The sequence below is a fragment of the Chitinophaga niabensis genome, from assembly GCF_900129465.1.
Classification (GTDB): domain Bacteria; phylum Bacteroidota; class Bacteroidia; order Chitinophagales; family Chitinophagaceae; genus Chitinophaga; species Chitinophaga niabensis.
In genome coordinates, this window is sequence record NZ_FSRA01000002.1 from 574,818 (window position 1) to 601,803 (window position 26,986).

Genomic DNA, 26,986 nt, shown 5'->3' on the forward strand with positions numbered 1-26,986 from the left:
ACAAAAAAGTTTAAAATCCAACGGTTAATGACAGTGTGTACATCCTGGTATTAGGATATCCGAACGGCGTTTTTGTTTCCGCATCCGTTCCACTATAAGGGCTCAAAGCCAGTACATTGTTTGCCACGAGCGTAGCCTTTAATGTTTTCATGGCTGTTCTGGCCAGCAGTTGACGGGGTGCTCTCCAGGACAGGGAAAGCTCTGTGCATTTCAGATAAGCGCCGCTTTCAACGTCTGTGGAGATCAGATACTGCGTATAGTTGGAAAGCGCTGTTCTGTAAATGGGAATATCTGTAATATCCCCAGCCTGCCTCCAGCGGTAAAGATTATCTTTTAACCTGTTAGTACGGCTGGCCACAATGTCGCTCGTAACACCGCTTGGGCCTTCCCTTCTGTCGCGGAAACTGATGATATCATTTCCATCGGCATATACGAAGTTGGCAGTAAGCTCTATCGTTTTGTAAGTCACTCTTGTATTGAAGCCTCCATACAATTCCGGATCACTATGGCCCAGGTAATATGGTCTGTACAAGGCAGTAAGGTCTGCTGTGCTGATCTTACTCAGATCTATTTCCGCATCCGAAAAAGTGGTTTCTACTTTTCCGCCTACCAGTTTTGAATTCCTTTTTTGCGCCAGTACAATGAGGCCGCCTGTTACCGGATCTACATGTGAGAACTTATACCCAAACCAGCTGTTCACCGGATAGCCCTGTATATTGGCAGTATAATTATTCCCTACTGTCGGTACTTCTTTTTCATATACGTTGCTCAGGTTATTTTTAACCTTTGTGATATTACCACCTACTTCCCAGAGGAAATCTTTTGTTTTAACGGCTTCTACCCGGAGGTTCAATTCCAGTCCCTTGTTTGTAAGATTACCCACGTTCACCATGGCGGAAGGTCTTCCCACAGAAGGGGGTGTTCTGGTATTGTCCAGCAGGTCCATCACTTCTTCTGTAAAATAACGCCAGTCTGTATTGATCCTTCCATTGAAAAGGGATAGTTCCAACCCGAGGTTGGTCTCTCTCTTCTTTTCCCATTTGATCACCGGGTTACCAAACTGAAAGTCAATAGCTGTAGGGATGTTAGCATATACCGCCGTACCCAGGGTATAAGTATGGAAGGGGTATACGCTCCTGTTGATACTTCCCCTGTAGCCATATCCTACAGACAATACCAGCCTGCTGATAGTGGATGCATTATCTTTCAGGAAACTTTCATTATGTGCATTCCATTTTACGCCGGCAGACCATAAAGGAGAGAACTGGTTTTCCGAACCGATGATATCCACACCATCATACCGTACGTTGGCATTCAGTACATAACGGTTGTCGTACACATAAGCCAGGGAACCAATAAAAGAAGCGCTCCTGTTTTCACGGGTATAGGTACTGCCTAACCTGGGTAGTTGCAGGTTGAGGAAACGGTTATCCGGTATCAGGTCCCAGCTGGGATAACCGGCAATACCATATTGTTGTAAGTAAATGGGGTTGAAATGAGAGAATTTGTCGTTCTGCACCGCGCCGAATTCGTTAGCGAAGAAAGCCTGTACAAAATGTTTCGCGGCAAATGTATTCGAATACTCTACCGTATTGCGGATAGTATAATCCAAAGTTCTGCCCGAGCCTTCCTGCAGGTATCCCCTGTTATGTTCAGGCAATACACCACCCGCGGTAGATGTTTGATTCAGCCAGTTATTGGCCCATGACCGGTAAGTGCCGCCAAAGGATTCATCTTTATCCTGCACCGAAGTATAAGATCCTGCCACATTCCCGGTGTATTTGAAATGTTTGAGGAAATCATATTCCACGGTAAACTGTGCCCTGATATTTCCATAAGTATTCGTCAGCCTGTTCTCACGCAGCTCGCGGATAATATTGAAGGTATTATAATACAGCGCGGAATTACTGCCCACATCATAAGGGATGGCACGATAGGTGAGATCTGAAGCATAGGAGCCATCTGCATTATAAGGTTTCTCATAAGGGTTGGCGAATACGGCATACTTAAACGGATCTACACCAGCCTGTCCTTCTACGTTCTTTTTAAGGGTGGTATAAAGATTTACCCTGAAGAGTAATTTATTCGTTACAAAACGGGAAAGTTTCATATTGAAACCACCGGTCTGGAATTTATTTTCAATCAGGCTTCCTTTTGAATCCTGGAAGTTGAAACCTGCGTAGTAAGTTGTTTTTGTATTACCTCCGCTGAAGCTGATGTTGTGTGACTGGCTGTTAGCTACCCGGTAGAGTTGTTTGATCCAGTCTGTATTCGTTTGCTCAAGTAATGCTATCTGCTTTTCTGCTTCATCATAGGTGATAGCACCTTTATCAGCAAGGCTCAGCAATTGTATCACGCGGCCACCGGATTCATAAGGAGGATAATAATCATCCCGCAGCCCTCTTTCAAACGCCACTTTTTCTTTGGAGTTCATGAAATTGAATCCGTTCTCCGGGCGCATGGTTACCCCCAGCTTACCGGTGTAATTAATATAATCACTGCCCATTTTACCGTTCTTGGTAGTGATCACAATAACACCGTTGGCCGCCCTCGATCCATAGATCGAGGCAGCCGTGGCGTCTTTGAGGATAGTGATGCTTTCTATATTTTCAGGAGGTATATTACCAATACCGTTTGTGATCAGGCTGTTCATGCTGGCAGATACTTCATCTCCCTGCAAAGGCATACCATCCAGTACATACAGCGGATTCACATTTCCCGTTAAGGTGTTCACACCACGGATAATGATCTGCCCTGTTTCTCCGGGGCGGCCAGAAACGCTGCGTACATATACACCCGGCATCTTTCCGGCCAGGGCTTTATCAAAAGTGGTGATACCTGAATTCTCCAGGTCTTTAGCAGTAACTGTACTGATAGATCCTACAGAAGCGATCTGCTTTCTGTTCTGGAAACCATTGCTCACCACGGAGATGGTACTAAGGTCGTTGGATGCGGCGCTCATTTTGATAGCAGCCGTGCTTGTAATCGCCGGTACTCTCATAGTTACAGCCCTGTAGCCGATATAAGATGCACTCAGTACCGCATCATTATCTGCTTTGATACTGAACTGCCCGGCCTGGTTAGTGGTAGTTCCCCCGGAACGTCCCAGGATGCGGATACTCACCCCCGGTAATGGCTGCCCGGAACTATCTGTTACCACACCCACAATTACTTTCACACCCTGGCGGCTGGTATCTTCCGGTATGCGCGGCATAGCCATGGTAAGCGCTCTCTTTCGCCGGATAATAATGGTGCGGTTCTCAATGGCATAATCGAGATGAGGGCCTTTGAATAATTCATTGAGAAAAGGTTCCAAAGGCATGCTCTTTGCGCTGATGGTAACAGGCGGCGCATCTTTAATGAGTTGGCTGTTGCTCATGACGAGGTACTTCGTCTGTTTTTGCACTTCGGTCAGGACGTCCTGCAAGGGTACTTTTGTACCGGTATAGGTGATCGTTTGTCCAGCCGCCTTGCCGCAAAGGAGCGTTGCGCATGCAAATAGCATTAAGGCAATAAATCGCATAGTCAGTAATTGATCTTGGTTGGTAAATGAATATGAAAAATAAGGCGCACTTTCCCTCACGAGCCAGGAATGGCCCACGATACATGCGTCCGCATACTTTTTACTTTTTTAGATTGTTGCTATTGTAACACGATCAGCTTGTTGACACTCTCCAGTTTTACTCTCACGTCCATACCGTTAAGTATCGTTATCAGCTGTTGCAGATTCTGGTTCCTTTCCATCCTGCCCCAAACCTTTATATCCGGAATACTTTTTTCATAAACAATATCGATGTTGTACCACCTGGATACCTGGCGCATTACTTCAGACAGCTTTGTGTCGTTGAAATCAAATACGCCGTTCTTCCAGGCTACGGCACGTACGGTATCTGCGGGTTCTACAATAATGGCCTTATTTCCATCATGATCTGTAACTGCTCTTTGCCCCGGAGCGATTGCCCTGCCAAAGCTGCCGGAATTTACGGCTACAGCTCCTTCTAACAGCGTGGTGTTGATCTTCTCTTCGTCTGTATATGCATTTACATTAAAACGGGTCCCCAATACCTGGATGGAAGTATGTTGGTTGACATCCACAATAAAAGGTTTCTTCACATCTTTGGCCACTTCAAAATAAGCTTCGCCGCTGAGCTGCACCCTTCTTTCCGTTCCCGAAAAACGGGTAGGGAAACGGATGGATGATGCGGCGTTCAGCCAAACGTGTGTGCCATCTTCCAGCAGCAAATGATATTCCCCTCCTTTGGGTGTGATCAGCTGGTGAAATTGTATTTCTTCATAGTTGTCGTTAATATCTTCATATGCCAGCAATCCCTGCTGTTGCTGCACTTTTACAGATGCCCCCTGCATAAAGGAAGTATCGTTACCGGTGTTCAGTTCCATGCTATTGCCGTTAGACAATACCAACTGTGCTTTCTGGCTGCCGGGCAATACGTTTTCAGCATATTCCGCCGTGGTGATATGGTCCGGTTTACGGAACTGTGTTTGCCAGATCGCAGCGGCGGCGGCCAGCACTAACAGTAATACCCCTGCGGCCCTGTAAAAGAACAGGCGCCTTGTACGGAAAACTTTACGCCTGGCCACTTCAGCGGCTAGCTCTTCCCGGGCTTTTTCTGTTCTTTCCCGGTAATAAGCCAGCTTACGCCATTCTTCCGCAGCCTTTTCTTCATTGATCAGTTCTTCCAGGATTGCCCGGTTACTTTCATTGGCAGCCAGCCACTGCTCCAGCTCCTGCCGCTCTGCATCGCTGAGCGTATTCCGGAGATAACCGGCCAGTAAACCCGTCATCCTAAACGTAGTGTGTAATTGCTGATCTTCCATGTACTTAAATAAAAACAGCGCCCAAAGACAAAATGGGACAACCGGGGTCAATTATTTTAAAAAAAACTTAACAATACATTGAAAGATTTAGGGGAAAGCAGCTTCCGCAGGGATTTCAGGGCACGCATCTTTTGTTTGTTGACGGTACCCACAGGAATGTTCAGCCGCTCGGCGATCTCTGCATTTTTCATTTCTTCTTTATAGGCCAGTTCCATGATCAGGCGGTATTTTTCCGGCAGCTGCTCAATGGCGCCATAGATCTCGCGCATAGCTTCTGCTTTAAAGATAGTGCTGAGGGTTACTTCTTCTGATATGGGCGCAACAAGTTCCAGCGCATGCTCATGTTTGCGCTGGCGCTGTATCTTTTCAAGGTAATTGAGACAGGCATTACGGGTGCTGATGTACAGGAATGCTTTCAGGGAGGGAAATGCATCAAAATCCGCCTGTTTTTCCCATACCCTGAGCATCACGCCCTGTACAACTTCTTCAGCGGCAAAGCGGTCTTTCAATAGCTTTTCTGCGAAAAAACAAAGGGCGGGGTAGTATTCGGAAAACAAGCAGTTAAACGTAGCCTCATCTCCACGCCGTAGTGCACTCATCGAAAAAGAATCGGGAAAAGCAGCCTTCATACCTCCGTTAATCTGGCAGAAAGATAGAAAAAAATCTACGCTATCACTATTTCCCTGTTTGTGCGGTTACCGGGCAGGTCTTCCGCCACAGCCATCACCCTGCATCCCGGAAGCGCTTCTGTGATTGCAGTATACATCCAGTCCTTACCATTCCTGCCCATCAGGGCATTTCCTTCTTCCAGCATCACCCCTTCAGCAGAATAAATGCCCACGGTCACACGGTATACCCTGAAATCGTCTGTAGCACGTACAATAATGTTGTTTCCCGCCTTTTCCATGTTTTCTATCACCGGGGGATTGTAAGCATCCCTGATTGCAATATTATAGGCATTCTGCCCCGGCTGGGCCATGGAACGGTAAACAGCAGCCATTTCCGGATCCGCCAGTACGCCTTTTGCATAGGCCGTTGCCTCCGTGAATTTATCCTGCGCCTCCAGCTGTTTCCCTGTTGCCGCCTTTTCCCTGGGCTGCTGGGCTTTGGAGACAATGGTTTTTCCGCCCCTTTGTTTGATGGTTACCTGCTTGCCGATGCTGCCGGAGAGCTTGCTGAGCAGCACATTATTGTCCGCTTTTGCCATAAAAATGATTGTTTTGGTGTTATAACATTGTTTATCAAGCTATTATAACAACATTAGGGGCATAAAAGTTCATCGATTCCGGCCCTCAGCTATATCACTCCTATAGCATTCCTATAGCATTGTAGGCACATACTTATATCCAAACGATATAGGAATGCTATAAGAGTGCTATAGGAATGCGCCTTCAGCGTTATAGGGATATACAAGTATCGGGCTAATAAAAAGCCCGTAAGTAAAACTTACGGGCTTTTTTAATCTCGCTGAGGTTAAGCAGACTATTCAACTACATCCGCATCCGGCGCATTCTTTTTTACCGACGCAATACCTGCATCCCTGTTGGAAGTGTTGCTATACGTTTCGCTGGTGCCTATCACCTGGTTATTCGCTGCTTTCAATACGAAGTAAGGACTTCCGTCCGCAGCGGTTTTCTTCTCATGCCTTTCATCTGCCTGGGAATTATCCCGTACTGATTCAATGCCTGCCAGGCAGTTAGCTTTTGCGGTGTACGTTTCGCTGTTAAGGATGGTTTCGCCATTACCGGCTTTTAATGTAAATCGAAATTGTCCATTTGGGGTTGGGGAGATAACAAATGAGGCCATAATGTATTGTTTTAGATACAGGAAGTTAAAGAAAATAACGGAAAATTATACTAGATTTAAATTTGTAATATAAGTCCCTCTATGCCTGATTTCCTCACTTTCCGCAAGTTTGACACAGCAGAAGAAGCTATCGCTATCAGTGATCTCTTAAAGGAAAAGGATATTCCTGTTATGCTGGAAAATACGCCGGTGTTATTAGATCAGCAATTGATCGGCCAGCAATTTGAAAATACCTTCCTGCTTAAAATTCCCCCTGAGCGTTTCATTGATGCGGATAATGTTCTCCGTGCGGCGGTTAGTTTTAATGAACAGGATATAGAAGCTGATTATTACCTGTTATCTTTTTCTGACCAGGAATTGCAGGAGATCATAGAAAAGAAAGACGAATGGGGGGCTTACGATTATGCCCTCGCATTACACCTGCTGGAAAAAAGAGGTATTTCCTATACCCCCGCACAGCTTGCAGGGCTCAATGATCAAAGGCATCAGCAACTGGCCAAACCTGAAAATGGATCTGCGGTATGGATCGCGATCGGTTATATGTCTGTTCTAATCGGTGGCCTGCTGGGTTTCTTTATTGGAGGATATATCATTGTAGCAAAAAAGACCTTGCCGGATGGCAGCAGGATGTATGCATTCCCGGATATAACGCGTAAACAGGGGAAATACATCCTCATCCTTGGCGGTATTGCATTTCCGTTGTGGGCATGGTATGTGATCCAGGGAGGCAGCGTTCCCGGATTCAATTCACTGATGAACCTTCTTGCCAATCTGCGGTATTAGCCCTAAATTGTATCAATGGAGAGTTTCCTGATTGAACATTTTAGAAAGATCGTTCCGCTGGATGAAAGTGAAGCAGCTTACATCGCATCTCATTTCACTTATAAGAAATTCAAAAAGCACCAGTTCGTGGTACAGGAAGGTGCGCCTGTTCCCAACAGTTTCCTGGTAGCAAAAGGCTCCCTGAAATCTTATCATACGGACGATAATGGCAAAGAACATATCCTCCAATTCGGATTTGAGAACTGGTGGATCACAGATTTTTATGCGCATTCCAATGAAACACCTGCTACCATCAACGTGGATTGTATGGAAGACAGCGAACTCTATTGCCTCTCGTTACAGGACCGTGAAAAGCTATGCGCAGAGCTACATAAGGTAGCGCGGTTCTTTCTCACAAAAGCCAATAATGGATACCTTGCTCAGCAACAAAGGATATTATCGCTACTGAACAGCAATGCCAGAGAACGTTACGAGCAACTGCTGCTGTTATACCCCGGCATCCTCAATAAAGTGCCCAAGCAACTGATCGCCGCTTATCTCGGTGTATCACGCGAAACCCTCAGCCGTTTGTGATCTATGTCACATTAAATTGGTGATCTACCTCCTGTGCCGGATGTTTGCATCTGCTGAACTTTGTGCTTCTAAAAACAATTGTATGAAGTACCTCTTATTTGCAGGCCTTGCTTTATCAGGTGGCCTTGCAGCCAAAGCACAGGAGAAGAAAAAAGTGCTGATCGTGTTAACCTCCCATAACCAGTTAGGCAATACCGGGGAAAAGACCGGCTTCTGGACGGAAGAATTTGCCACGCCTTATTATGCATTAACAGATCAGGGCATTGAAGTGACCATCGCATCTCCCAAAGGAGGCCAACCACCTATTGATCCCAAAAGTGACCTTCCGGAAAACAGTACCCCTGCTACTAAAAGATTTAAGGCAGACAAGGCTTTACAGGAGAAACTGAGCAAAAGCATTCCGCTCTCAAAAATAAACCAGGAAGATTTTGATGCGGTGTTCTATCCCGGTGGTCATGGCCCTATGTGGGACCTGGCGGAAGACAAACAATCCGCGAAACTGATCGCATCATTCTATCAGCACAATAAGCCTATTGCATTTGTTTGTCACGCTCCTGCTGCGTTACAACATGTAAAGGATAAAAATGGAGAGGCTTTGATCAAAGGCAAGAAAGTAACAGCTTTTACAAACACGGAAGAAGCAGCGGTGAAACTGGATAAAGTAGTGCCTTTTTCTTTGGAAGATATGTTGCGTTCGAAAGGTGCAAAATTTGAGAAAGGTGCAGACTGGCAGGCATATGCTGTAACGGACGGGTTATTGATCACCGGGCAGAACCCGGCTTCATCGGAGTTAGTGGCCAAACAGCTGATCAAGCTGTTAGTGAAGTAGTGAGTTGCCCCCGGGGAAAGGATGTCTTTTCCCCGGGGCTATTCCAGCTTCTTCAGCATATGAATATCTGTTGGTTCTTTTTCAAAAAGCACTTTATCCACCTCAGCCGTTACTGCAGCCCCGTTCCCCATATAAAAAGAAACGGCGGACCTTGTTTCTGTGGAAGAGATATAGAGCGCCTTTGCCCCTCTTTTCTTTGCTTCCTCACTCAGCATTTGCAGGATACTTTTTCCAATACCCTTCCTTCTGAAGTTCCGGGAAACATACAAAAGGTCTACCTGCAACTGGTCCTGTGCGGCACCGATAAAAGCATGTGCCAATACCCCAAAACCTACCAGGGCATCTTCCTTAAATGCCCCAATACCCATACCCCCTTTTTGCAGTTCAGATCTGAACCTTTCCTGCACCTCCTTTAAAGCCACAGCATCCCAACTGGAACATTCACAATGCATTTCAACGGAAAAAAGGGCGCCTTCATTCAGGGTATAGATCTTGTCTATTGACTCCGAGCGGTCAATTTCAGCCAATTTGCCGGCCATTTCAGGGGTTAGGGGGCGATAGGTTATCATGTTACGAAGGTACTTGCATCTGCCCAAAAGAATCGTTAATTTAATACTAAATCCTCCCCATGGAAAAGGACCCGATTGTTCAACAGGCAATAGCTGCCATTGATTCCGGAGATACCATTATCCTCGAAGCGCTTATAGCAGAGAACCCCTGGCTGCTGAGCGAACGGCATGCGAACGGAGAAAAAGGATATTTTAAAGATCCTTACCTCCTTTGGTATGTGGCAGGCAATCCTGTACGGCAGCCCAAACTGGCAGATAATATCCTGGATGTGGCCGCACTGATAATAAAAGCGCTGCCCGCGGACAGTTTGAAGGAGCAGGCAGGTTATACGCTTGGGCTTGTATCTTCCGGACGTATTCCGCGGGAAAGTGGCAAACAACTGGCATTGATAGACCTGCTGGTGGCAGCAGGCGCAGATCCTGACGGTGGCTTCGGTGCTGCTGCCGTTCACCAGGAAGTGGAGGCGGTGGAACATCTGATCAAAATTGGCGCGAAAATAAATATGCTGGCAGCTATCAGCACAGGGCGTACGGCAGTTGCAAAAGAATTCATTGCATCGGCAAATGCAGAAGAACTTCAGCAAGGGCTGGCACTGGCGGCATTATATGGCAATACGGAATTATTGGAAGCGTTGATAAAAGCGGGAGCAGATGTGAAGGCATTTTGCCCTCCGGGATTCCATCAGCATTCTACGCCATTGCACCAGGCTGTGGCGGCACGCCATTTAGCAGCTGTAAAAACATTGGTGAACGCCGGTGCAGACCTTTATATCAAAGATCCCATATACCTGGGTACACCTATAGGTTGGGCACTTCACCTGGAGCAGACCGCGGAAACGCCGGAACAGGCAGAGCAGTATAAAGCAATCAGTACCTGGCTCAGGGAATATATGAGCAGGGAAATTGCGCAGGACCTTTTCAAAGCAGGATTAATTTCAGCCGGGCAGGTGGAACAGGCCGTTCCTGTTATCGCTATAAAACTGGGTAAGTGAAAAATTATCTGATCGCTTCGCCCAATTCTTCACTCATCTTTTTTATCTTCTTATAGGAAGCCTCGCTGTTCTTTGTTTTATCCATTTTGATCTTCAGTTCCCCGGGGAAGAACTTGATATCAAAGGAGGTTTTATCGTCTAATGTGATGGAACCATCGTAAGTAACACTACCGTCTCCGCCAAAAATATTATTGGGCTTTATGAAACGATGCAACACCCGTTGTACGGCCTTATTATTTTTCTTATCAAAAGATGCGGTGATCTTATACGTTTCGTTGTTGTCTGAAATAGAGAGGCTCGTTTTGTCTGTTGCATATGCAAAGAAGATACAAAGAACGAGTGCGCAGACGGAGAGAAGGGCGAATGCTTTTTTCATTGGAGGGGCGATTTACCCCTAATTTACGATAAATTTAAAAAGGCCCCGATAGTTCGGGGCCTCTAATTATCTAGCTGATGCCTAAAAGTTCCACTTCAAAGATGAGGGTACTGTTCGGGCCGATGTAAGAACCGGTTTGTCTCTCTCCGTAAGCTAAGTTTGGCGGGATAAAGAAACGCCATTTACTGCCCTGGGGCATTAACTGCACACCTTCCGTCCAACCCTTGATCACCATGTTCAGGGGAAAGGTAGCCGGCTGGCCACGTTGTACAGAACTGTCGAATATTGTTCCATCTATGAGGGTACCGTGGTAATGACAGGTAACCTTGTTATTAGCAGTAGGTTTAGGACCTGATCCTTCTGTGATCACTTCGTACTGCAGGCCACTGGGCAATGCCACAACACCTTCTTTATGTTTGTTTGCTTCCAGGAAATCCTGGCCGGCCTTCAGATTTGCAGCGGCTTTTTCATTCTTCATATTAAACAGTTTATCAGCAATTCCCATATGATTTAATTTCTGCAAAAATAGCCATTATAAAGAAGATAATTCTCTTTTGGACAAACGTGCCCATTGCGCATGGAGCCTTCTTACATACCTTGGGTGCAGTTCAATTTCATCCACGGCAGCCTGGAACTGTTCCCGGGCTTCCTGTGTGCGCTGTTGTTCCTTCAGGAACAATCCAAGGCGGTAACGGCCTTCCAGGGAATGGTGCAGGCGGATGATCCTTACGTATTCTTCTTCCGCTCTTTCCTTCTCCCCGCTTTTTTCCAATGCCTGCGCATACAGTAATTCATCAATGGGATTATTGACCCTGTTCTTAATGCTTAATACTTTCTGGAAATTGGCGGCACTTTCAGCAAACCGTCCGCTATGGAACTGGATCTTTGCGAGTGTAAGGAGAATGCCCTGATCGTTTGGCCGTTGGGCAATACAGGATTGTGTTAATGCAATGGCTTTATCATACTGCTTACTCAGCATGTATTCTTCCGCCAGGTTCATTTTGTTGGTAATGGTATCGGAGATACGTACCCGGCGTTCCAGGTCCCGGATCCTGGCGCCGGGAAAAAAGATCCGTTGCAGGTTATTCCAGAAATCACCACTGTTAATTTCAGGCAGGATCTCCCTGATAATATAGATGCCGCAGCCGATCAGTGGTACAAACAGGATAATAAAGATCCAATCCCTCCGCCCGGTTTTTATGGCGTGAAAGATACAGATCCCCTGCAATACAAGGATAAGATAGTAGGAATTATTCCACCAGAGAAATGGCATAGTGAAAAGGTAATTATTTTTTATTTCAGCAACTGAAGGTCTTCCTGCATCTTCTCCAGCCGGCTGAGATAGGTAACGAACATAGGGTCTACGCCACCCATTTCCAGGCTTAGCTCATCATTATCAATCTGGTATTGTGTGATCATCTTTTGCCGCTCCAGTGCTATTTGTGCCAATTCACGCAGGGAAGCATCCAGCTTTCCTTCAATTTTATACTGGCCAAAAGTAGTGGCGATGATCACATTATCGATGGTATTGAACAGGAACACTTCGTTGCCATGGATCTTAATGATCTGGTTCTTATCAGTAAGCCGCAGGTGTTGGGCATCCATTCCCAAAGCGCCTTCTATTACCTCTTTCAGGAAACTTTCCGGGTCCTTCAGGTTGCCATACTCCTCGTACCAGTCCTGCAGCCTGAATAAAGTATCTGCCCCGTCGTCATTCCCGAAAGGAGAAAATTCATCCATACAATCATAATAGAAATCCTCCTGTAGAATTTTAACGAAAGCAGGATGGGAGGTTTCCCTGGCGGGACCTGCTCCTTCGGGATCATCAAAATAAAATTCAGGCATGGGTGGTTATTTAGTTGAACAGTTAAAGGTAAATATTGCCGCCTGTTCAACAAAATAAAACAGGCATCAACGTTTGCATTGCTGCAATAACCATTTAACAAGGTCTTTTACTGCGGCGGGATTCTCATAATCTGCCGGGATGCGTTTACCATCTACATACTCATTATACAGCCAGGGATCGCCTACTGCAAACACGGTTCCTTTTCCTACTTTGGAAACCGCCATGATGATATCTTCTCCCATGGTTACAGAAGCTTTTGCAGGAGGTTTCACTTCCAGTATGCTTACCTCTTTGAGATAGGCCTTTTTGATAGAAGGAAAGATGGGATGGTTAGCAGGGATCAGCACGGCGCCTGTCGGAAAATCTTTTCCCTTTACCATATTCCGGCTGCGGTCCGTAAATGTGATACCGAATTTTTGGGAGAGTTTGCTGAACTGGTGGAGTTCTGCGTTAGCACTGTCGTTTCCCATCATCACCAGTACACCGCCATTCTCTACCCATTTATAAATAGCATCTATGTGTTTTTGTGCTATGAGGTTAGGGCTGGGATTTTCTTTTGCGTTATCCGCATCCACAATGATGTAGATGGCTGCTTTTTTCAGATTTGCCGCGGTAGGGGCCTCATATAAAGTAGCCGTGTCTGCTCCATTGTTAATGAACTCCTGGCCGAACATGGAAAATCCGCTAAGCGGGGTTTCGCTCCATTTGTAGTGCCAGGAATAGGTTTTGCCGGTGGAATCCTTCTTCTGTTCGTTATTGAAATAGCTGTCCAGCAGCACGGTCTGTGCGGAAACGTGGAAGGTGGCCATCACCAGGATGGCGGAAAGCAGTGTTTTCATCTTGTAGCTAATTTACTATGCTTTGACGTCATTTGCAACCGTTTGCATTCAGGATGGTGAACAATACTGTTGATTAAATTGTAGATTGAAGAACTAAAACAAACCCTTTTATGGAAATAAGATCATCCACAAAGTATTTTGCCGAAATGGTAGGTACGTTTTCCCTCGTATTATTTGGCTGCGGCGCTGCCGTGGTATCAGGTATTTCCACTACCGGCCCGGCAGGGATTGGTTTACTGGGTATTGCGATCGCCTTTGGTGTTTCCGTTGTGGTGATGGCTTATGCCATAGGCGGCATCTCCGGTTGCCACATCAACCCTGCTATTACCATTGCCATGCTTACTGCAGGTAAGATCAAAGCGGGAGAGGCTTTGGGTTATATCGTCTCACAATTCATTGGTGCTACTATTGCTGCAGGTGTGCTGTATTGCATCCAGAAAGGATTACCCGGATGGACACCGGGGGAATGGGCTTTAGGTTCCAATGGCTGGGGGCCCGGTTACCTGGCGGAATATAACATTGCTTCCGCTTTCCTGGCTGAAGCGGTGCTCACTTTCCTGTTCCTCTTTGTAATCTTTGGTACTACCTCTAAATGGGGGAATGGTACCATGGCCGGGCTGGCAATTGGCTTTACCCTTGTGCTGATCCACCTGGTAGCTATTCCTATCACGGGAACTTCTGTAAACCCTGCCCGGAGCTTCGGCCCGGCTGTTTTTGCAGGGGGGAAAGCGCTGGAGCAACTCTGGCTGTTTATTGTTGCCCCGGTTGTTGGAGGAATTGCAGCGGCGATTGTTTGGCGGGTACTGGAGAAGAAATAGCTGCAAAAGAAAAAACCGCCCACACTGGAAAAGAAATAAATGAAAAAGCCTCCCCACACGGGGAGGCTTTTTGGTTTTTATAAGGATGGTTGTTTCTCTTGTAAAAGGCTCCTGGCCTCTTTAGCCGCAGCCACCATATTCTCCAATGCAGCTTTGGTTTCCGGCCATTTGCGTGTTTTCAGTCCGCAATCCGGGTTTACCCAAAGGTTCCGCACGGGCAGCAATACTGCCGCTTTCTGCAACAGGCTCACCATTTCTTCCACTCCCGGTACCCGTGGTGAGTGAATATCATAAACACCCGGCCCGATCTCATTTGGATAATGGAACCCTGCAAAGGCTTCCAGCAGTTCCATTTGGGAACGGGAGGTTTCTATGGTGATCACATCTGCATCCATCGCCGCAATGTGTTCAATGATATCATTGAACTCGCTGTAACACATATGCGTATGGATCTGTGTATCGTCCTTCACTCCGCAGGATGCTACCCTGAAGGCTTTCACAGCCCAATGCAGGTATTGCCCACGGTCGTCTTTCCTTAAAGGCAATCCTTCCCGGATAGCCGGTTCATCGATCTGTATGATGCCAATACCGGCTTTCTCCAAAGCCTGTACTTCTTCCCGGATGGCTAATGCAATCTGGTTGGTGGTGGCAGAACGGGGTTGATCGTCCCGCACAAAAGACCATTGCAGGATTGTAACCGGCCCGGTGAGCATGGCCTTCATGGGAAGATGTGTTTGCGCCTGCGCGTATTTCGTCCATCTTACGGTCATATCCTTTGGCCTGCTTACATCCCCATAGATCACGGGAGGTTTCACACAACGGCTGCCGTAACTCTGTACCCATCCATTACGGGTGAAAGTGAAACCATCCAGCATTTCGCCAAAATATTCCACCATGTCGTTCCGCTCAAACTCTCCATGCACCAGCACATCCAGCCCTATTTCCTCCTGCCAGCGTATAGCCGTAAGGGTTGCCGCTTCAATGGCAGTATCATACTGCTGCTGTGTGATATCGCCTTTGCGCAATTGTGCACGCAACTGGCGGATATCGTCTGTTTGCGGGAAAGAACCAATGGTAGTGGTAGGGAATAAAGGAAGGTGGAACCTTTCTTCCTGTACCTGCTGTCTTTGGGGGAAGGCACTTTGCCTGCTAGCGTCTGCATTGGTGATCGCAGCGGTACGTTGCTTAACTTCGGGTTTATGGATCCGCGGAGACTCACTGCGCGACCTTATAGCGGCCTGGTTAACCTGTAACAAAGCATCGTTGCCCTTTAAGATCGCATGCAATTCATACACCTCCTGTAACTTCTGGCGTGCAAATGCCATCCATGACTTCATCTCCGGATCCAGGTCTGTTTCAAAATCAAGGTCTGCCGGGGTATGCAGTAAAGAACAACCCGGGGCTATCATCACCCGTTCCTCTCCCAAAACAGCTACCGCTTTTTCCAGGAAGCCCAGTGATGCGGCGTAATCATTTTTCCAGATGTTCCGGCCATCTACCACGCCCAATGATAAAGAGGTTTTAGCCGGCAGGGCAGCGAGTACTGCATCCAGCTGATGTGGTGCGCGGGTAAGGTCTATATGCAAACAACAAACCGGCAGATTAGCTGCCAGGGAGGTGTTTTCTTTCAGGCCTTCAAAGTAAGTGGCCACCATGATCTTGAGCCCCTTGCACTGTTTGGCGATCTCCTGGTAAGCCTGTTTGAATGCATTTGTTTCCGCTTCCGTAAGGTCCATGGCCAGGAAAGGTTCATCCAGCTGTATCCACTCAGCACCCTGTGCCTGTAGCTTTTGCAGCACGCTGATGTATACGGGCAGCAACCTGTTCAGCAGGCTGATCCTGTGAAAACCGCTTCCCTTCTCCTTTCCAAGCAGGAGGTAAGAAACGGGGCCGATCAATACAGGCTTCGGTGTATGGCCTGTATAGTGGCGGGCACCATCAAATGCGCTGAATACTTTGCCGGAGAAAAGGCGGAATTCCTGTTTTTCGGTGAACTCCGGAACAATGTAATGGTAATTGGTATCGAACCACTTGGTCATTTCCATGGCCGTGATGTCCAACCCATCCTTCTGGTAACCGCGTGCCATGGCAAAATACAGGTCTATCTCGGCATTCTCTGCCACTTCTGTTACCACAGGCGCATAGCGGTCCGGTATGGCCCCCAGGAGCAGGGTCATATCCAATACCTGGTCATAAAAACTGAAGTCGTTACAAGGGATCAGGTCCATCCCGGCCTGCTGCTGGATAGCCCAGTGTTCTTCCTGCAGGCGTTTGGCTGTTGAAAATAGCTCCGGGCGGCTAATGCGGCCCTGCCAGTACTGTTCACAGGCTTTTTTGAGCTGGCGTTGTGCACCCATACGAGGGTAGCCAAGATTGTGTTTGAGCATACGCATAAACTTTTAAAACATTAATGTGAATTAATGTCCCTTACGGTTTCTGGTATGCTTTCAGGACTTGTGAGAGAGGTTAGAAATGAAAAGACACGTCAGGGCATGCCCTTCCGTTCCCGACTACTGCTTCAATTCGCGAAAGCATTTGTCTTACACAGCACGGCAAGTATCCTGGCTTGTAACATTACTGCCGTTCTTCTCACTCGTCTATTCAGGTTAGAGCAATGAACATGATTGGCAGTAACAGGTAGCGTTACTTACAGTTGCGCGACAGCCCGTGATTTGCACACGGTTCCAAATTAAAGGCGACTTTCATCGCCTACCACGCTGTGGAAAGAAAGAATAAGTAAAGAACTCAGGAGCAAATATAGGAAGGTGCAGAATATTTTCCTACACTTTGTTAAGCGGCAGTTAAATGAGCGCCTTTTAAATTGATTCCCGTTAATGGGCGTTAACATACTGGAATGCAATAATTTTTGGCACAGTATTAGTAAATATGATTGCAGCTAAATGCATTTTGCCGAGTAGTTTTAACCATAACTAAGCTGGAAACCTAAGGCCCACGCCACAGTAGAGTAACTGTATACCTATATATTGCCGTTGAACCGCGAGCAAAAAAACAACGGACCCGTATACACGCTTACATCGTAGAGAAAAAAACAAAAACTTTCATTGGAAGCAGCATGGATTGCGCCGCTGGCTACACAGCAGCAGGGCATCGTATGTCTTATGCCGCCTCGTTAACTATGTGTATCGCATATGAAAAAGATACTGGTGATTGAAGATGACCTGCTGATGATCCGTGTACTGGAGCTGATACTGAAGAGAGAAGGATTCGACACAGAGCTGGCATTAAATGGCAAAGAAGCTATTCTTAATCTTGTTTTGAATGATTATGATCTTGTATTGATCGATCTCAAGCTACCATTCGAAGACCTGAGGGAAATGGCGGACCAGATCCGCAGGAGCCAGGAAGCACGGCCCTTTCCTATTATGGTGATCATTCTCGGCGCCTTCATGGAAACTGCTATTTCAGACTGGTTTGGGCTGGAAGCAGATGAGTTCATCACCAAACCTTTCGTGCCACAGGAATTGGCAAGAAAAGTAAACCGTCTTCTGAATGTGAGGCGTTTGCAAAACTAGCCGGCCTTTTAATCTAACGTTTGTAACTCATTCGTCCATTCCCCGGGTAATGACACCGGTTATTTCCCGGGATAAATGGACCTCTTATTTACCCAGCCATTCCTTGAACCCGGATACCCGGTCCCTGCTCACTTCCAGGTCTACAGCAGGCACAGGTTCCAGTTCCAGTTTCAATCTTCCGCTGAACCAGGGATGAATGCGCCGTACACTTTTTACATGTACCACCAGGTGGCGGCTCACCCGGTAAAAATCTTTCGGAGGCAATTGCTGCTCTAAAGCAGAGAGGTTCCCTTCCAGTAAATGCCGCTTGCCATAGAAGTCCAGCGCATACACCAGTTTACCGTCTGCATACATGCAGGCCATTTCCGCTGTATTCACATAATAGAACTGCTGGCCGTTCTTCACTAAAAAACGTTCTTTATGCGTGGGTGCCTGCAACTGTTGCAGCAAGGCGCCTATCTTTTGTTCCCAGCCATCATTCACAGGCGTTCTGAAGAACTGCCGGAACTTTTCAATGGCCTGCTGCAGCTCCTGTTCATCCAATGGTTTCAGGAGATATTCGATCCCGTTATTGCGGAAGGCCGTTAACATGTATTGATCATATGCCGTGGTAAAGATCACGGGAGCAGTAACTTTTGTTTGCCGGAATATTTCCACGCTCAGCCCATCGGCCAATTGCATATCCATGAATACCAGGTCCGGCTGCGGGAATGCCTCAAACCACTTTACGCTTTCTTCGATGCTATCCAGCACTGCGAGTACCGTAATATCCGCCGCCAGTTTTTCCAGCAGGGAACGGAGCTTTTTTGCCGCAGGGGCTTCGTCTTCTATGATGACCGCTTTGATCATGATTCAGCAAATAAAGGCAAGGTTACAATAAAATAATCCATGGTGGTAATGTACTTCAACTCCTGGTCCTGCAAGAGGCGGATGCGTTCATCTATATTCTTCAAACCCTTTCCGGTGGAAGGAATGAGCGACTGTTTCTTTTGCAGGTTATTGGAGATGATCAGTTTGTTCTCCGCCACATCTATTACCACAGATAAAGGTTTGGTGATGGAAACAATATTGTGTTTGATGGCATTCTCCACCAGGATCTGCAAAGCAAAAGGAATGATCTTTTTCTGATGATAGGATGCAGGGATGTTCACCATTACTTTCAGGCTTTCACCAAAACGCGTCTGCGAAAGATAAACGTAAGCCTCCAGTAAATCCAGTTCTTCTTTCAGTGTGATCAGCGTGGTTTCCGGCATTTCCAGTATATAGCGGTACAGCCTTGCCAGTTGCTGGATAAACTTCTCTGCCTGTTTGGGATCTTCGTGTACAATGGTACTGAGGGTGTTGAGATTGTTAAACAGGAAGTGAGGGTCCACCTGGCTCTTCAATGCTTTGATCTGCGCCATGAGGCTTTCGTTCTTCAATACTTCCTGCTGATTTACAGATAAGCGTAATTGTTGCATATAATAGATCACCTCATAAATACTTGCTACCGCAATCGTGTTCATCACTCCCAATACATGCAGGTCAGGAGCACCGGCGTATCCGTTTGTTTCCCAGAAAGGCGGTGTGATGCCATTACAATTAGCTGCTACCAATGTGAACAGCAGCATCACCAAACCTGTGATGGTGATACGTTTCCGGGATTGCTCAAACAAAGGATACTTCCTGCGCAGCAGGATAAGGATGGTCCTGTTCCCCATCCAGAATACCAATGTGATAGCAGTGGATATAAAAAAAATAGGCCAGGTATAATAAGGCGGCCGGTGAAGCCTGATCCCCAGGTATATAATGGGGGTCAGGAATCCAAGGAGGGGAATGCCCAGTATCAGCAGCCATCTGTCATTAAAGCCCAGCACATCCTGGTATTTCGGCATAGTTGTGTATTAAAAAATAAACTGGTAGTTAACATTCGGGAAAAAGCCCATCTGGTTCACTTCCGTGATAGTACCACTGGCTGGTTTAATACGACGGGTGAAGATGTTCTTCCTTCCTGTAAGGTTCTGTAAATCTATATAAAATTTATGGGTGGTACTGCCCGATTCCCAGGTGAAAGAGCACTTCAGGTCCCAGCGGAAATAATTCCTGTTCCGCTCAGAGAAGGCTTTATCTTCCTGGTAAATGGCATATCCCTTCGCGATGGTTGCCGGTACATCAAATGGCGTATACCATTGACCTCCGGAATAAGAGAGCTTACTATCCGCACCAATATTGAATCCTGGCTTAATCGTCCATTCCTTCCCTACCAGGAAATTACTTACGTACTGTGTGTTGAAAGCCGTATTGCGCCATACCTTATCACTGCCCTGGTATCTGGAACTGAATACGCTTTGGGTAAAGAGGAAATAAAAACCTTTCTGCAGGAATTTCTCCAGCGTCAGCTCTGCACCATAGTTACGGCCAATACCATCATTGATCAGATGCTCTTTATTCGCAAAACCATACAGTGCGCCATTATTCAATAAGCTGAATGTGGAAGGCATCCTCTCAACCGGTGCATCAAACAAATGCTGGTAATATACTTCTGTTTTGAAACGTAACTTCCCGCCCAGGTCCTTATTATATCCCAGCACCAGGTGCAAACTCCGCGTAGTACCCAGGCCTTTATTGGAAAGCTGTCCATTGGTTTCATAGAAGTAAATTTCCATAGGCTGTAACTGGCTGTGCAGGCCTAATCCAAGGCTAAATGCCTGGTATTTCAGGTTGAACCTGGGTTCAATACTAAAAGAATTATTCAATAGAAAATATTGCGCATATACGCCTGCATTAGCTATTAAAGTATTGCTGAAACGATGCTGCCAGTTCAGCCATCCTTTTACAAAACCGGTGGAACGATTGGTGTTCACATAGGTGCGCAGTACAGAGTCTCCATCTTTGATCAGCTGCTGGTGCAGCCTGAGGTTCATCAACTCCCCGGATACCCCTCCGCTCAGTTGATTGCGTGCAGAAAAGCGATGGTCCAGCTGATACCCCACACTTCCTCTCGTTAGTTTATAATCCAGTACTACCGCAGGCTCTGTGATCACTTCATTCTCCACCAAAAATTCGTCTGCCGTGTTCTGCGCTAAAGACACTGCGGCATAAGCACGGCCAAAAGTATTGGCAGAGAAATTATAACTGTGTGTAATACCCAGCACACCTGTATTGGAACGGTAATGAGCATCCCGTTCTCCATCTCCGTACAGGCCGGTGGTATCATCGCCGGAATTAAAATGGATCTTGCTCAATCCTCCCAGTGCAAAGATGTTAAAGGTGCCGGCATTCTTTGTGGGCAGGTGAATTTTCATGTTGAGGTCCTGGTAATAAGGTACTGTGCTACCCGTTCCGAATTTCACACCCAGAGCCTGCACTGCTGCCAGTAGAGAATAACGATAATCCAGCAGGAAGGATGCCTTACCGGGTTTGCCGATAGGCCCTTCCGCCGCTGCTTCAAAACCGTTGAAGCCGATCTGCGCCAGGAATTCATATTTATCACTGTTGCCATTTCGCAGCCGCAGATCAAAAGCGCCTGCCAGTGCATTGCCATAAGGTGCAGGAAATGCACCTGTGAGGAAATCTGAATTACGCAGCGTGTTCGTATTGAGTATGGTTACAGGCCCACTGGTAGCACCGAGGGTGGAAAAGTGATTGGGATTGGGAATATCCACACCTTCCATCCTCCATAATACGCCGGCAGAGGAATTACCCCGTACAATGATGTCGTTACTGGCATCATTACTTCCACTCACCCCTGCAAAATTCTGTGCCATCCTTGCAGGATCATTTCGTGTGCCGGCATAACGCATGCCTTCTTCCATACTTAACTGGCGGGCACTGATCTGTGCCAGTGGGTTGATGGCCTGTTGTTTGTTCCGCCCTGTGATGGTTACATCCGATAGGTGCAGCACTGTTTCTGTCAATGCAATTTCCAGTACGGTTTCCTTACCGGCATTTACTTCCACATTATTCAGGATCGCCGCTTCATATCCCATCAGGGTTACTTTGATGTTGTGCCGGCCAACGGGAATACCCGGGATTCTGAATGCCCCTTTTTCATCAGTGGCCGTACCGGCGGATGTAGTTGTAATGGCTACTGTTACACCCGGCAGCGGTTGATGCGTATTCCTGTCTGTAACCAGGCCTTTGATGGTTTGCCGGGGTAATTGCTGTGCCATGGATGAAAAGGCCAGCATTGTACATAGTAAAGAGATAAATAACTTCATGGGGTATTTTTCCTGCAAAGATGAAGGGATAGCCTGCCTGCAGAAAAGTGATTTGGCGCCAACCGTCGTAAAATGGGAATGAATGGTATCTTTATACTTAAACCGCCGCCGTATGGAGCCATTCTCCGTTACCATCAATGAACAGTCTTATCTTGTTACTCCTTATGCCAAAGGGTATTCCATTTCCTTTCACGTCACTACGGAAAACAGCCAGATCATTTTTGAGCTGGATGAAGAAGATAACCTGCGGGCCCTTACCAGCGGAGATCCTGTGGATGCCCGCATTATTTCTGCACTGGCGGAAGCCATCACAAAACATTTTGCATAGTCCCAAAAATATTCGGTAGTTTTGCTAAAGAACTTAGCAAAAGACAAATGATCGCCATTGTAGATTGTAACAACTTCTATGCGAGCTGTGAGCGGCTCTTTAACCCCAGGATCAAAACAAGGCCCGTGGTTGTATTGAGTAATAATGATGGATGCGTAGTGGCACGGTCTGAAGAAGCCAAAGCCCTGGGCATCAAAATGGGAGAAGCTGCTTTTGCTATTGAGGATATGCTGGAGAAAAACAATGTAGCTGTTTATTCTTCTAATTATACGCTTTACGGCAGTGTTTCTAACCGGGTGATGAGCACACTTTCCCGTTATTCCCCCAACATGGAAATATACAGTATCGATGAGGCCTTCCTGGATTTTTCAGGCATGAAAGACCTGTTTGGGCTTGCAGCAGATATCAAAAGAACCATTGAGCAAGAGGTGGGCATTCCTGTTTCTGTTGGGGTGGCCCCCAGCAAAACACTGGCAAAACTGGCCAACCGTTTCACCAAAAAACATTTTCGTGATATTGGTGTGCATGTGCTGGATTCTCCTGAAAAAACCATCGCTGCACTGGCAGCCACGCCGGTAGAAGATATCTGGGGAGTTGGTGCGCAATACGCTGCATTACTGCATAAACATAACATGCATACAGCGTTGGATTTTTCCCGTGCATCCGATGATTGGGTACGCAAAGAAATGTCTGTTGTAGGTTTGCGGATGTTACATGAATTACGGGGTATCCCTTCTATTGAACTGCAGGAAGAACCGCCCCCTAAGAAAGGCATGGGCGTATCGCGCTCTTTCGGGAAACTATTAACGGACAAGAACGATATCAGGGAAGCGCTGGCCAGCTACATGGCTATCTGCGGAGAAAGATTACGCCGCCAGAAAAGCTGTGCAAAACTGATCACCATCTTCCTGCACACCAATAATTTCCGTACGCAGGACAAACAATATTACCGTTCCATCAATGTACAATTGCCCACCGCTACCAATAGTACAAAAGAACTGATCCATTATGCCATGCTGGGGCTGGACAGGATCTTCAAACCCGGTTTCAATTTCAAAAAAGTAGGAGTGCTGGCACAGGACCTTGTGCCGGAGGACCAGGTGCAGCAGAACCTCTTTTCTGAAGCTGATCTTGAAAGAGATGCGCGATTAATGAAAGCGCTGGATAATATCAACCAGCACTTTTCCAATAAACAATTGGTACGGTTTGCCATCCAGGGAAATGGCACGAAGTGGAAACTGCGGCAGGAGAAATTATCTGCCTGTTTCACTACCCGCGTTCCTGAAATATTAAAAGCTAAAGTAGGTCATGTATAATCCGCTCGCACTGTTAGATAAGATTGTACTCGATGGACTCATCTCCGCGGGGCACGCTTATTTTGTGCGGCAAACCTATGCACGTGGAAATGATCCGCGCATGAAAGAAGTGCTTCTGCTTTCTCCCTACCTTTCTAAAACAGCAGCCCTGGCGCATTATGAAGCGATAGCCGAAGATCCCCGCAGGTACCTCTACATTTTAGAAGAGCATGAAAGGCTTTACCGTGCAGCGGCGCAGCCTTCCGGTTACCTGGTTTATGTAGCACTGCTGAAAGAAAGAACATGGCAGCCCTCTTATGAACTCGCTGCAAAGATCAAACGATACATCACTTCCGAAGCTGGCTGGAAACCGGAACGGAAGGATGAAGTGCAGGCCTCTCTCTTCATTCAGTTTGGAGAACTTTTTATTACCTTGAAGCTGAATCAGGAAGAAATTAAAGTACCCTTATCTGATATAGAAAAATTATAGCCCAATGTGTTACGATCTCTCTTTTTCTGCCAGTATTGAATCAGTATATGATTATCTCCCCGAGCTGAAAGACCTGGGGCAACTGGATATGTATTTTGAGCCTACTTTTCACAAAGTGGCACAGGCTTATCCAAAGTGGCCTGTGGTGGTAGCAGACAAAGGGCAGTTGAAACTCCTGAAATTTGAATGGGGGGTTATTCCCGGTTATATGAAAACACCGGAAGAAGTAAAGAAAGGGCGCAAGTGGATGGTGAATGCACGCTCTGAAAAAGTGCTGGATACAAAAGCCTACTGGAGCCGTATCCGTAAGAACCGTTGCCTTATTCCTGCCACCGGTTTCTTTGAACACCGGGAAATACCCGGTTGGAAAAATAAAGTACCTTATTATATCAGGGTAAAAGACCGCAGCATGTTCTTCATTGCAGGGCTTTATGCTTACTCACATATTCCAAATCCTGAAACAGGAGAACTGCCGGGCACCTTTACCGTACTCACCCGTGATGCGAATGATATTATGAAGCGTATTCACAACGGGGGAGATAATGCAGGGCGGATGCCGCTTATCCTTCCCATAGAACTGGAAAGGGAATGGCTGAACCCCCATCTCACGGATACGGATATACAGAAGATCCTGCAATACACATTACCTTCAGATGACCTTGAATACTGGCCGGTGAATTCTGTAAGAAAAGCAAAACCGGATGATGAAGGGGTTATTGAAAGGGTGGAATATGAAGGGTTGCCGGCGTTGTGATTAACTCACTTTTGCAACCATCCTTTCCGCTGTAACAAAACAGGGCGCATCTAAATATTTATCTACCACTTCATATAGGCGATCGAACTCAACGGGTTTGATCAGGTATTCGTTTACGCCAGCTTCCAAAGCTGCTTCCTGTTGTTCGCGGAAAGCATCCGCAGAAATAGCGATCACGGGAATATGGCGCAGTGCGGGATCTTCGCGGATAATTTTCAATGCTTCACGGCCGGTAAGTTTTGGCATATGCATATCCATGATGATCAGGTCCGGCATATGCGCACGGGTCATTGCTACGCCATCCTGCCCGTTATCTGCAATCATGATCTGGATGCCGATGTTAGAGAAGAAACGTTCCATGATCATCTGGTTGGTCTGATTATCTTCCATCAGCAGGATCCGTTTGCTGGAAGGCAGTACAGAGAATTGCTTCTTGCCGGGAACGATCTCCTGCAGCTGCTGGTTCTTTTCAATCTTCAACGGCAGCGTTACGGTAAAGGCAGTACCTTCACCCGGCTGGCTCCATACTTCTATTTCTCCACCCATCAGTTCTGCAATACGTTTGGAAATAGCGAGCCCCAGGCCGGTTCCTCCAAACTTGTGATAAATAGTTTTATCTGCCTGCTCAAAAGGCTGAAAGATCAAACCTTGTTTTTCTTTGGCAATACCTACTCCTTCATCCGCTACCCTGATGCACCATTGCAATGCATTCTTTTTAAAACAGTAGAGTGTTACTTTCTTATTCGCAGGCGTGAACTTGATGGCATTTGCCAGCAGGTTATTCAGGATCTGCGAAAGATGCACACGGTCTCCCAGGATATGAGAAGGTAACCCATTATCGATCTGCAACTGCAGCCCCACATCTTTCAACCTTGCCGCATTCTGGTAAATAGTTACCACGCTGCGCAGCCAATCCCGCAGGGCAAATGATTCCTGGCGGATATCATCTGTTTTGCCTGCTTCTATCTTAGCCAGTTCCAGTACATTATTGATGATCTCCAGCAGGCTGTGGCTGCTGGTATAGATATTCTCGATGTAGCTTACAATGTCGCGCGGCACTTTGCCTTTATTGCTTTTATCGTTCAACAAAAGATAACTGATACCAATAATGGCATTCAAAGGATTGCGGATCTCATGGCTGATCTCCCGCAGGAAAGCAGATTTGGCGGCATTGGCATTTTCCGCTTCATCCCTGGCAGTAGTAAGGTTAGCCCTGAGTGTTTCCAGTTCCGCCACATATTCTTCCAGTTGCAGGTCTTTCCGCTTCATCTGCGCGAGGGTATGCTGCAGGTCTTTCAGGATCTCCCCCTGCACTTTGTAGTTCGCGTTCAGTTGTGCGGTACGGTTCTCAACTTCTCTTTCCAGCTTCTCATTATAACTTTCCAGTTCTTTATAAGCAAGTTTGAGTTCTGCTTCTTTACCGGCTATCTCTTCATGCCTTTTTCTCAATGATCTGTTACGGATTCCCAGGGTTTTAACAAGGCTGGCAATATTCACCTGGTAAAAACTGATCACCATACCATTCAATACCACTACTACGGCCATGATCAGCCAGCGGAAAGCAAAGGTCATGCTGCGGGTTAGTTCCATCGGTTGAACTACCTGGTAGTAATAATTAGCTTCCAGTAATATGAGGCCGGTAAGGGGCATGGCCATACAGGCACATTTGAGCCCCCGTTCTTTGGGAGAGCAGATCAATAATGGAACACCTATGAGAAAAAGCCCCAGGAAATGCACCTGTGTGCTTTCGCCGAAAGTTGTGCCATAATACAGCATCACGCAGCAATAAACGAACAACAGCCCGAACTTGGCCATGGCGTAATGATGTTTACGATTGAGCAGAAGTATGCTGAGGAAGCCGGCAACAAATGCCATGGCGGTATAAAGAATGATCCACTGGCCTGAAATAAGGGAGAGCGATACACCGCAGAAAGTGCACAACAGGGCGGTAAGGAAGCTGAATGAATTTACGATCATGACCTTGCGGGCATCATCGTCTTTCACGGCAGAGGTAAGGCCTGTTTTCTTAATGATATTGAACTGGTGATAGATCATTTTTCAAACAAATACCTGTATCAAATGTAAAGCATTTTCACATGCCATCAACAAAACAAATGAGA

Annotated in this window: 26 protein-coding genes and 1 riboswitch; of the genes, 10 read left to right on the forward strand and 16 right to left on the reverse strand. The window is 46.7% G+C overall.

Annotated elements, in window-relative coordinates; translation table 11 throughout:
* Window positions 1–10: 10 nt before the first annotated feature.
* The 5 genes from BUR42_RS19235 to BUR42_RS19255 form a co-directional block, all read right to left on the reverse strand.
* Complete coding sequence (locus tag BUR42_RS19235) at window positions 11–3,523, reverse strand: SusC/RagA family TonB-linked outer membrane protein (protein WP_084185707.1); 3,513 nt, start codon at window positions 3,521–3,523, stop codon at window positions 11–13.
* 119 nt (window positions 3,524–3,642) lie between these two features.
* Window positions 3,643–4,836 (reverse strand): FecR family protein, encoded by a 1,194-nt coding sequence (locus BUR42_RS19240; protein ID WP_084185708.1) that lies wholly within the window; start codon window positions 4,834–4,836, stop codon window positions 3,643–3,645.
* A 56-nt stretch (window positions 4,837–4,892) separates the two neighbouring features.
* Window positions 4,893–5,435 carry an RNA polymerase sigma-70 factor gene (locus tag BUR42_RS19245; protein WP_159442305.1) on the reverse strand — a complete coding sequence of 181 codons (543 nt, stop codon included), beginning with the start codon at window positions 5,433–5,435 and terminating at the stop codon, window positions 4,893–4,895.
* A 65-nt stretch (window positions 5,436–5,500) separates the two neighbouring features.
* A complete protein-coding gene (locus BUR42_RS19250) occupies window positions 5,501–6,043 on the reverse strand; it encodes a hypothetical protein (RefSeq protein WP_074241079.1) in 543 nt (180 codons plus the stop codon).
* 275 nt (window positions 6,044–6,318) lie between these two features.
* Window positions 6,319–6,642 carry a YegP family protein gene (locus tag BUR42_RS19255; RefSeq protein WP_074241080.1) on the reverse strand — a complete coding sequence of 108 codons (324 nt, stop codon included), beginning with the start codon at window positions 6,640–6,642 and terminating at the stop codon, window positions 6,319–6,321.
* An 81-nt stretch (window positions 6,643–6,723) separates the two neighbouring features.
* Here BUR42_RS19255 and BUR42_RS19260 point away from each other — a divergent pair, with 81 nt between their 5' ends.
* The 3 genes from BUR42_RS19260 to BUR42_RS19270 all read left to right on the forward strand — a co-directional run bounded on the left by BUR42_RS19260 (window position 6,724) and on the right by BUR42_RS19270 (window position 8,827).
* Window positions 6,724–7,425, forward strand: a complete 702-nt coding sequence (locus BUR42_RS19260) for a hypothetical protein (RefSeq protein ID WP_074241082.1) — start codon at window positions 6,724–6,726, stop codon at window positions 7,423–7,425.
* Window positions 7,426–7,440: 15 nt separating this feature from the next.
* Window positions 7,441–7,998 (forward strand): Crp/Fnr family transcriptional regulator, encoded by a 558-nt coding sequence (locus BUR42_RS19265; RefSeq protein ID WP_074241084.1) that lies wholly within the window; start codon window positions 7,441–7,443, stop codon window positions 7,996–7,998.
* An 82-nt stretch (window positions 7,999–8,080) separates the two neighbouring features.
* Window positions 8,081–8,827, forward strand: coding sequence for a type 1 glutamine amidotransferase domain-containing protein (locus BUR42_RS19270; RefSeq protein WP_074241086.1), 747 nt, complete (start codon window positions 8,081–8,083; stop codon window positions 8,825–8,827).
* 38 nt (window positions 8,828–8,865) lie between these two features.
* Here BUR42_RS19270 and BUR42_RS19275 read toward each other — a convergent pair whose 3' ends face one another.
* Window positions 8,866–9,396 carry a GNAT family N-acetyltransferase gene (locus BUR42_RS19275; RefSeq protein WP_074241088.1) on the reverse strand — a complete coding sequence of 177 codons (531 nt, stop codon included), beginning with the start codon at window positions 9,394–9,396 and terminating at the stop codon, window positions 8,866–8,868.
* Between the two features lie 59 nt (window positions 9,397–9,455).
* Between BUR42_RS19275 and BUR42_RS19280 the strand changes: the two genes are divergently transcribed.
* The gene (locus BUR42_RS19280; protein WP_074241090.1) at window positions 9,456–10,388 is read left to right on the forward strand and encodes an ankyrin repeat domain-containing protein; all 933 of its coding nucleotides are present in this window, start codon (window positions 9,456–9,458) and stop codon (window positions 10,386–10,388) included.
* A gap of 4 nt (window positions 10,389–10,392) precedes the next feature.
* On the opposite strand, the gene BUR42_RS19285 is transcribed toward BUR42_RS19280, so the two are convergent.
* The 5 genes from BUR42_RS19285 to BUR42_RS19305 form a co-directional block, all read right to left on the reverse strand.
* Window positions 10,393–10,764, reverse strand: a complete 372-nt coding sequence (locus BUR42_RS19285; protein ID WP_074241093.1) for a hypothetical protein — start codon at window positions 10,762–10,764, stop codon at window positions 10,393–10,395.
* A gap of 70 nt (window positions 10,765–10,834) precedes the next feature.
* Window positions 10,835–11,269 (reverse strand): FKBP-type peptidyl-prolyl cis-trans isomerase, encoded by a 435-nt coding sequence (locus BUR42_RS19290; RefSeq protein WP_074241095.1) that lies wholly within the window; start codon window positions 11,267–11,269, stop codon window positions 10,835–10,837.
* Window positions 11,270–11,296: 27 nt separating this feature from the next.
* On the reverse strand, window positions 11,297–12,037 hold the full coding sequence (locus tag BUR42_RS19295) for a tetratricopeptide repeat protein (protein ID WP_074241098.1): 741 nt from the start codon (window positions 12,035–12,037) through the stop codon (window positions 11,297–11,299).
* A 20-nt stretch (window positions 12,038–12,057) separates the two neighbouring features.
* Entirely contained in the window at window positions 12,058–12,609 is a 552-nt protein-coding gene (locus tag BUR42_RS19300; protein ID WP_074241099.1) for a hypothetical protein, read from the reverse strand.
* Between the two features lie 66 nt (window positions 12,610–12,675).
* Window positions 12,676–13,449 (reverse strand): hypothetical protein, encoded by a 774-nt coding sequence (locus tag BUR42_RS19305; RefSeq protein ID WP_074241101.1) that lies wholly within the window; start codon window positions 13,447–13,449, stop codon window positions 12,676–12,678.
* Window positions 13,450–13,559: 110 nt separating this feature from the next.
* Here BUR42_RS19305 and BUR42_RS19310 point away from each other — a divergent pair, with 110 nt between their 5' ends.
* On the forward strand, window positions 13,560–14,267 hold the full coding sequence (locus tag BUR42_RS19310; RefSeq protein WP_074241103.1) for an MIP family channel protein: 708 nt from the start codon (window positions 13,560–13,562) through the stop codon (window positions 14,265–14,267).
* Window positions 14,268–14,344: 77 nt separating this feature from the next.
* Here the strand turns inward: BUR42_RS19310 and metE are convergent, their stop codons facing one another.
* A complete protein-coding gene (gene metE, locus BUR42_RS19315) occupies window positions 14,345–16,654 on the reverse strand; it encodes a 5-methyltetrahydropteroyltriglutamate--homocysteine S-methyltransferase (protein WP_074243098.1) in 2,310 nt (769 codons plus the stop codon).
* A gap of 147 nt (window positions 16,655–16,801) precedes the next feature.
* A riboswitch (cobalamin riboswitch) is annotated at window positions 16,802–16,999 on the reverse strand.
* A 417-nt stretch (window positions 17,000–17,416) separates the two neighbouring features.
* On the opposite strand from metE, the gene BUR42_RS19320 reads away from it, so the two are divergent.
* A complete protein-coding gene (locus BUR42_RS19320; protein WP_074241105.1) occupies window positions 17,417–17,800 on the forward strand; it encodes a response regulator in 384 nt (127 codons plus the stop codon).
* Window positions 17,801–17,884: 84 nt separating this feature from the next.
* Here the strand turns inward: BUR42_RS19320 and BUR42_RS19325 are convergent, their stop codons facing one another.
* From BUR42_RS19325 to BUR42_RS19335, 3 genes are read right to left on the reverse strand one after another with little or no spacing between them, the layout of a single operon-like run.
* Window positions 17,885–18,649 carry a LytR/AlgR family response regulator transcription factor gene (locus BUR42_RS19325; protein WP_074241106.1) on the reverse strand — a complete coding sequence of 255 codons (765 nt, stop codon included), beginning with the start codon at window positions 18,647–18,649 and terminating at the stop codon, window positions 17,885–17,887.
* Window positions 18,646–19,674, reverse strand: a complete 1,029-nt coding sequence (locus tag BUR42_RS19330) for a sensor histidine kinase (RefSeq protein WP_074241108.1) — start codon at window positions 19,672–19,674, stop codon at window positions 18,646–18,648. The genes BUR42_RS19325 and BUR42_RS19330 overlap by 4 nt, the downstream gene beginning before the upstream one ends.
* Before the next feature lie 9 nt (window positions 19,675–19,683).
* The gene (locus tag BUR42_RS19335) at window positions 19,684–21,999 is read right to left on the reverse strand and encodes a carboxypeptidase-like regulatory domain-containing protein (RefSeq protein WP_074241110.1); all 2,316 of its coding nucleotides are present in this window, start codon (window positions 21,997–21,999) and stop codon (window positions 19,684–19,686) included.
* A 112-nt stretch (window positions 22,000–22,111) separates the two neighbouring features.
* On the opposite strand from BUR42_RS19335, the gene BUR42_RS29590 reads away from it, so the two are divergent.
* The 4 genes from BUR42_RS29590 to BUR42_RS19355 are packed head-to-tail and all read left to right on the forward strand — an operon-like array spanning window position 22,112 to window position 24,866.
* Window positions 22,112–22,327 (forward strand): hypothetical protein, encoded by a 216-nt coding sequence (locus BUR42_RS29590; protein ID WP_143197521.1) that lies wholly within the window; start codon window positions 22,112–22,114, stop codon window positions 22,325–22,327.
* 47 nt (window positions 22,328–22,374) lie between these two features.
* Window positions 22,375–23,643: a Y-family DNA polymerase gene (locus tag BUR42_RS19345; protein WP_074241114.1), complete on the forward strand. Its 1,269-nt coding sequence runs from the start codon at window positions 22,375–22,377 to the stop codon at window positions 23,641–23,643.
* Complete coding sequence (locus tag BUR42_RS19350; protein ID WP_074241116.1) at window positions 23,636–24,112, forward strand: hypothetical protein; 477 nt, start codon at window positions 23,636–23,638, stop codon at window positions 24,110–24,112. The genes BUR42_RS19345 and BUR42_RS19350 overlap by 8 nt, the downstream gene beginning before the upstream one ends.
* 4 nt (window positions 24,113–24,116) lie before the next feature.
* Window positions 24,117–24,866, forward strand: a complete 750-nt coding sequence (locus BUR42_RS19355) for an SOS response-associated peptidase (RefSeq protein WP_074241118.1) — start codon at window positions 24,117–24,119, stop codon at window positions 24,864–24,866.
* Here the strand turns inward: BUR42_RS19355 and BUR42_RS19360 are convergent, their stop codons facing one another.
* A complete protein-coding gene (locus BUR42_RS19360) occupies window positions 24,867–26,921 on the reverse strand; it encodes an ATP-binding response regulator (RefSeq protein ID WP_074241120.1) in 2,055 nt (684 codons plus the stop codon). It lies immediately after the preceding gene.
* Between the last annotated feature and the right edge of the window lie 65 nt (window positions 26,922–26,986).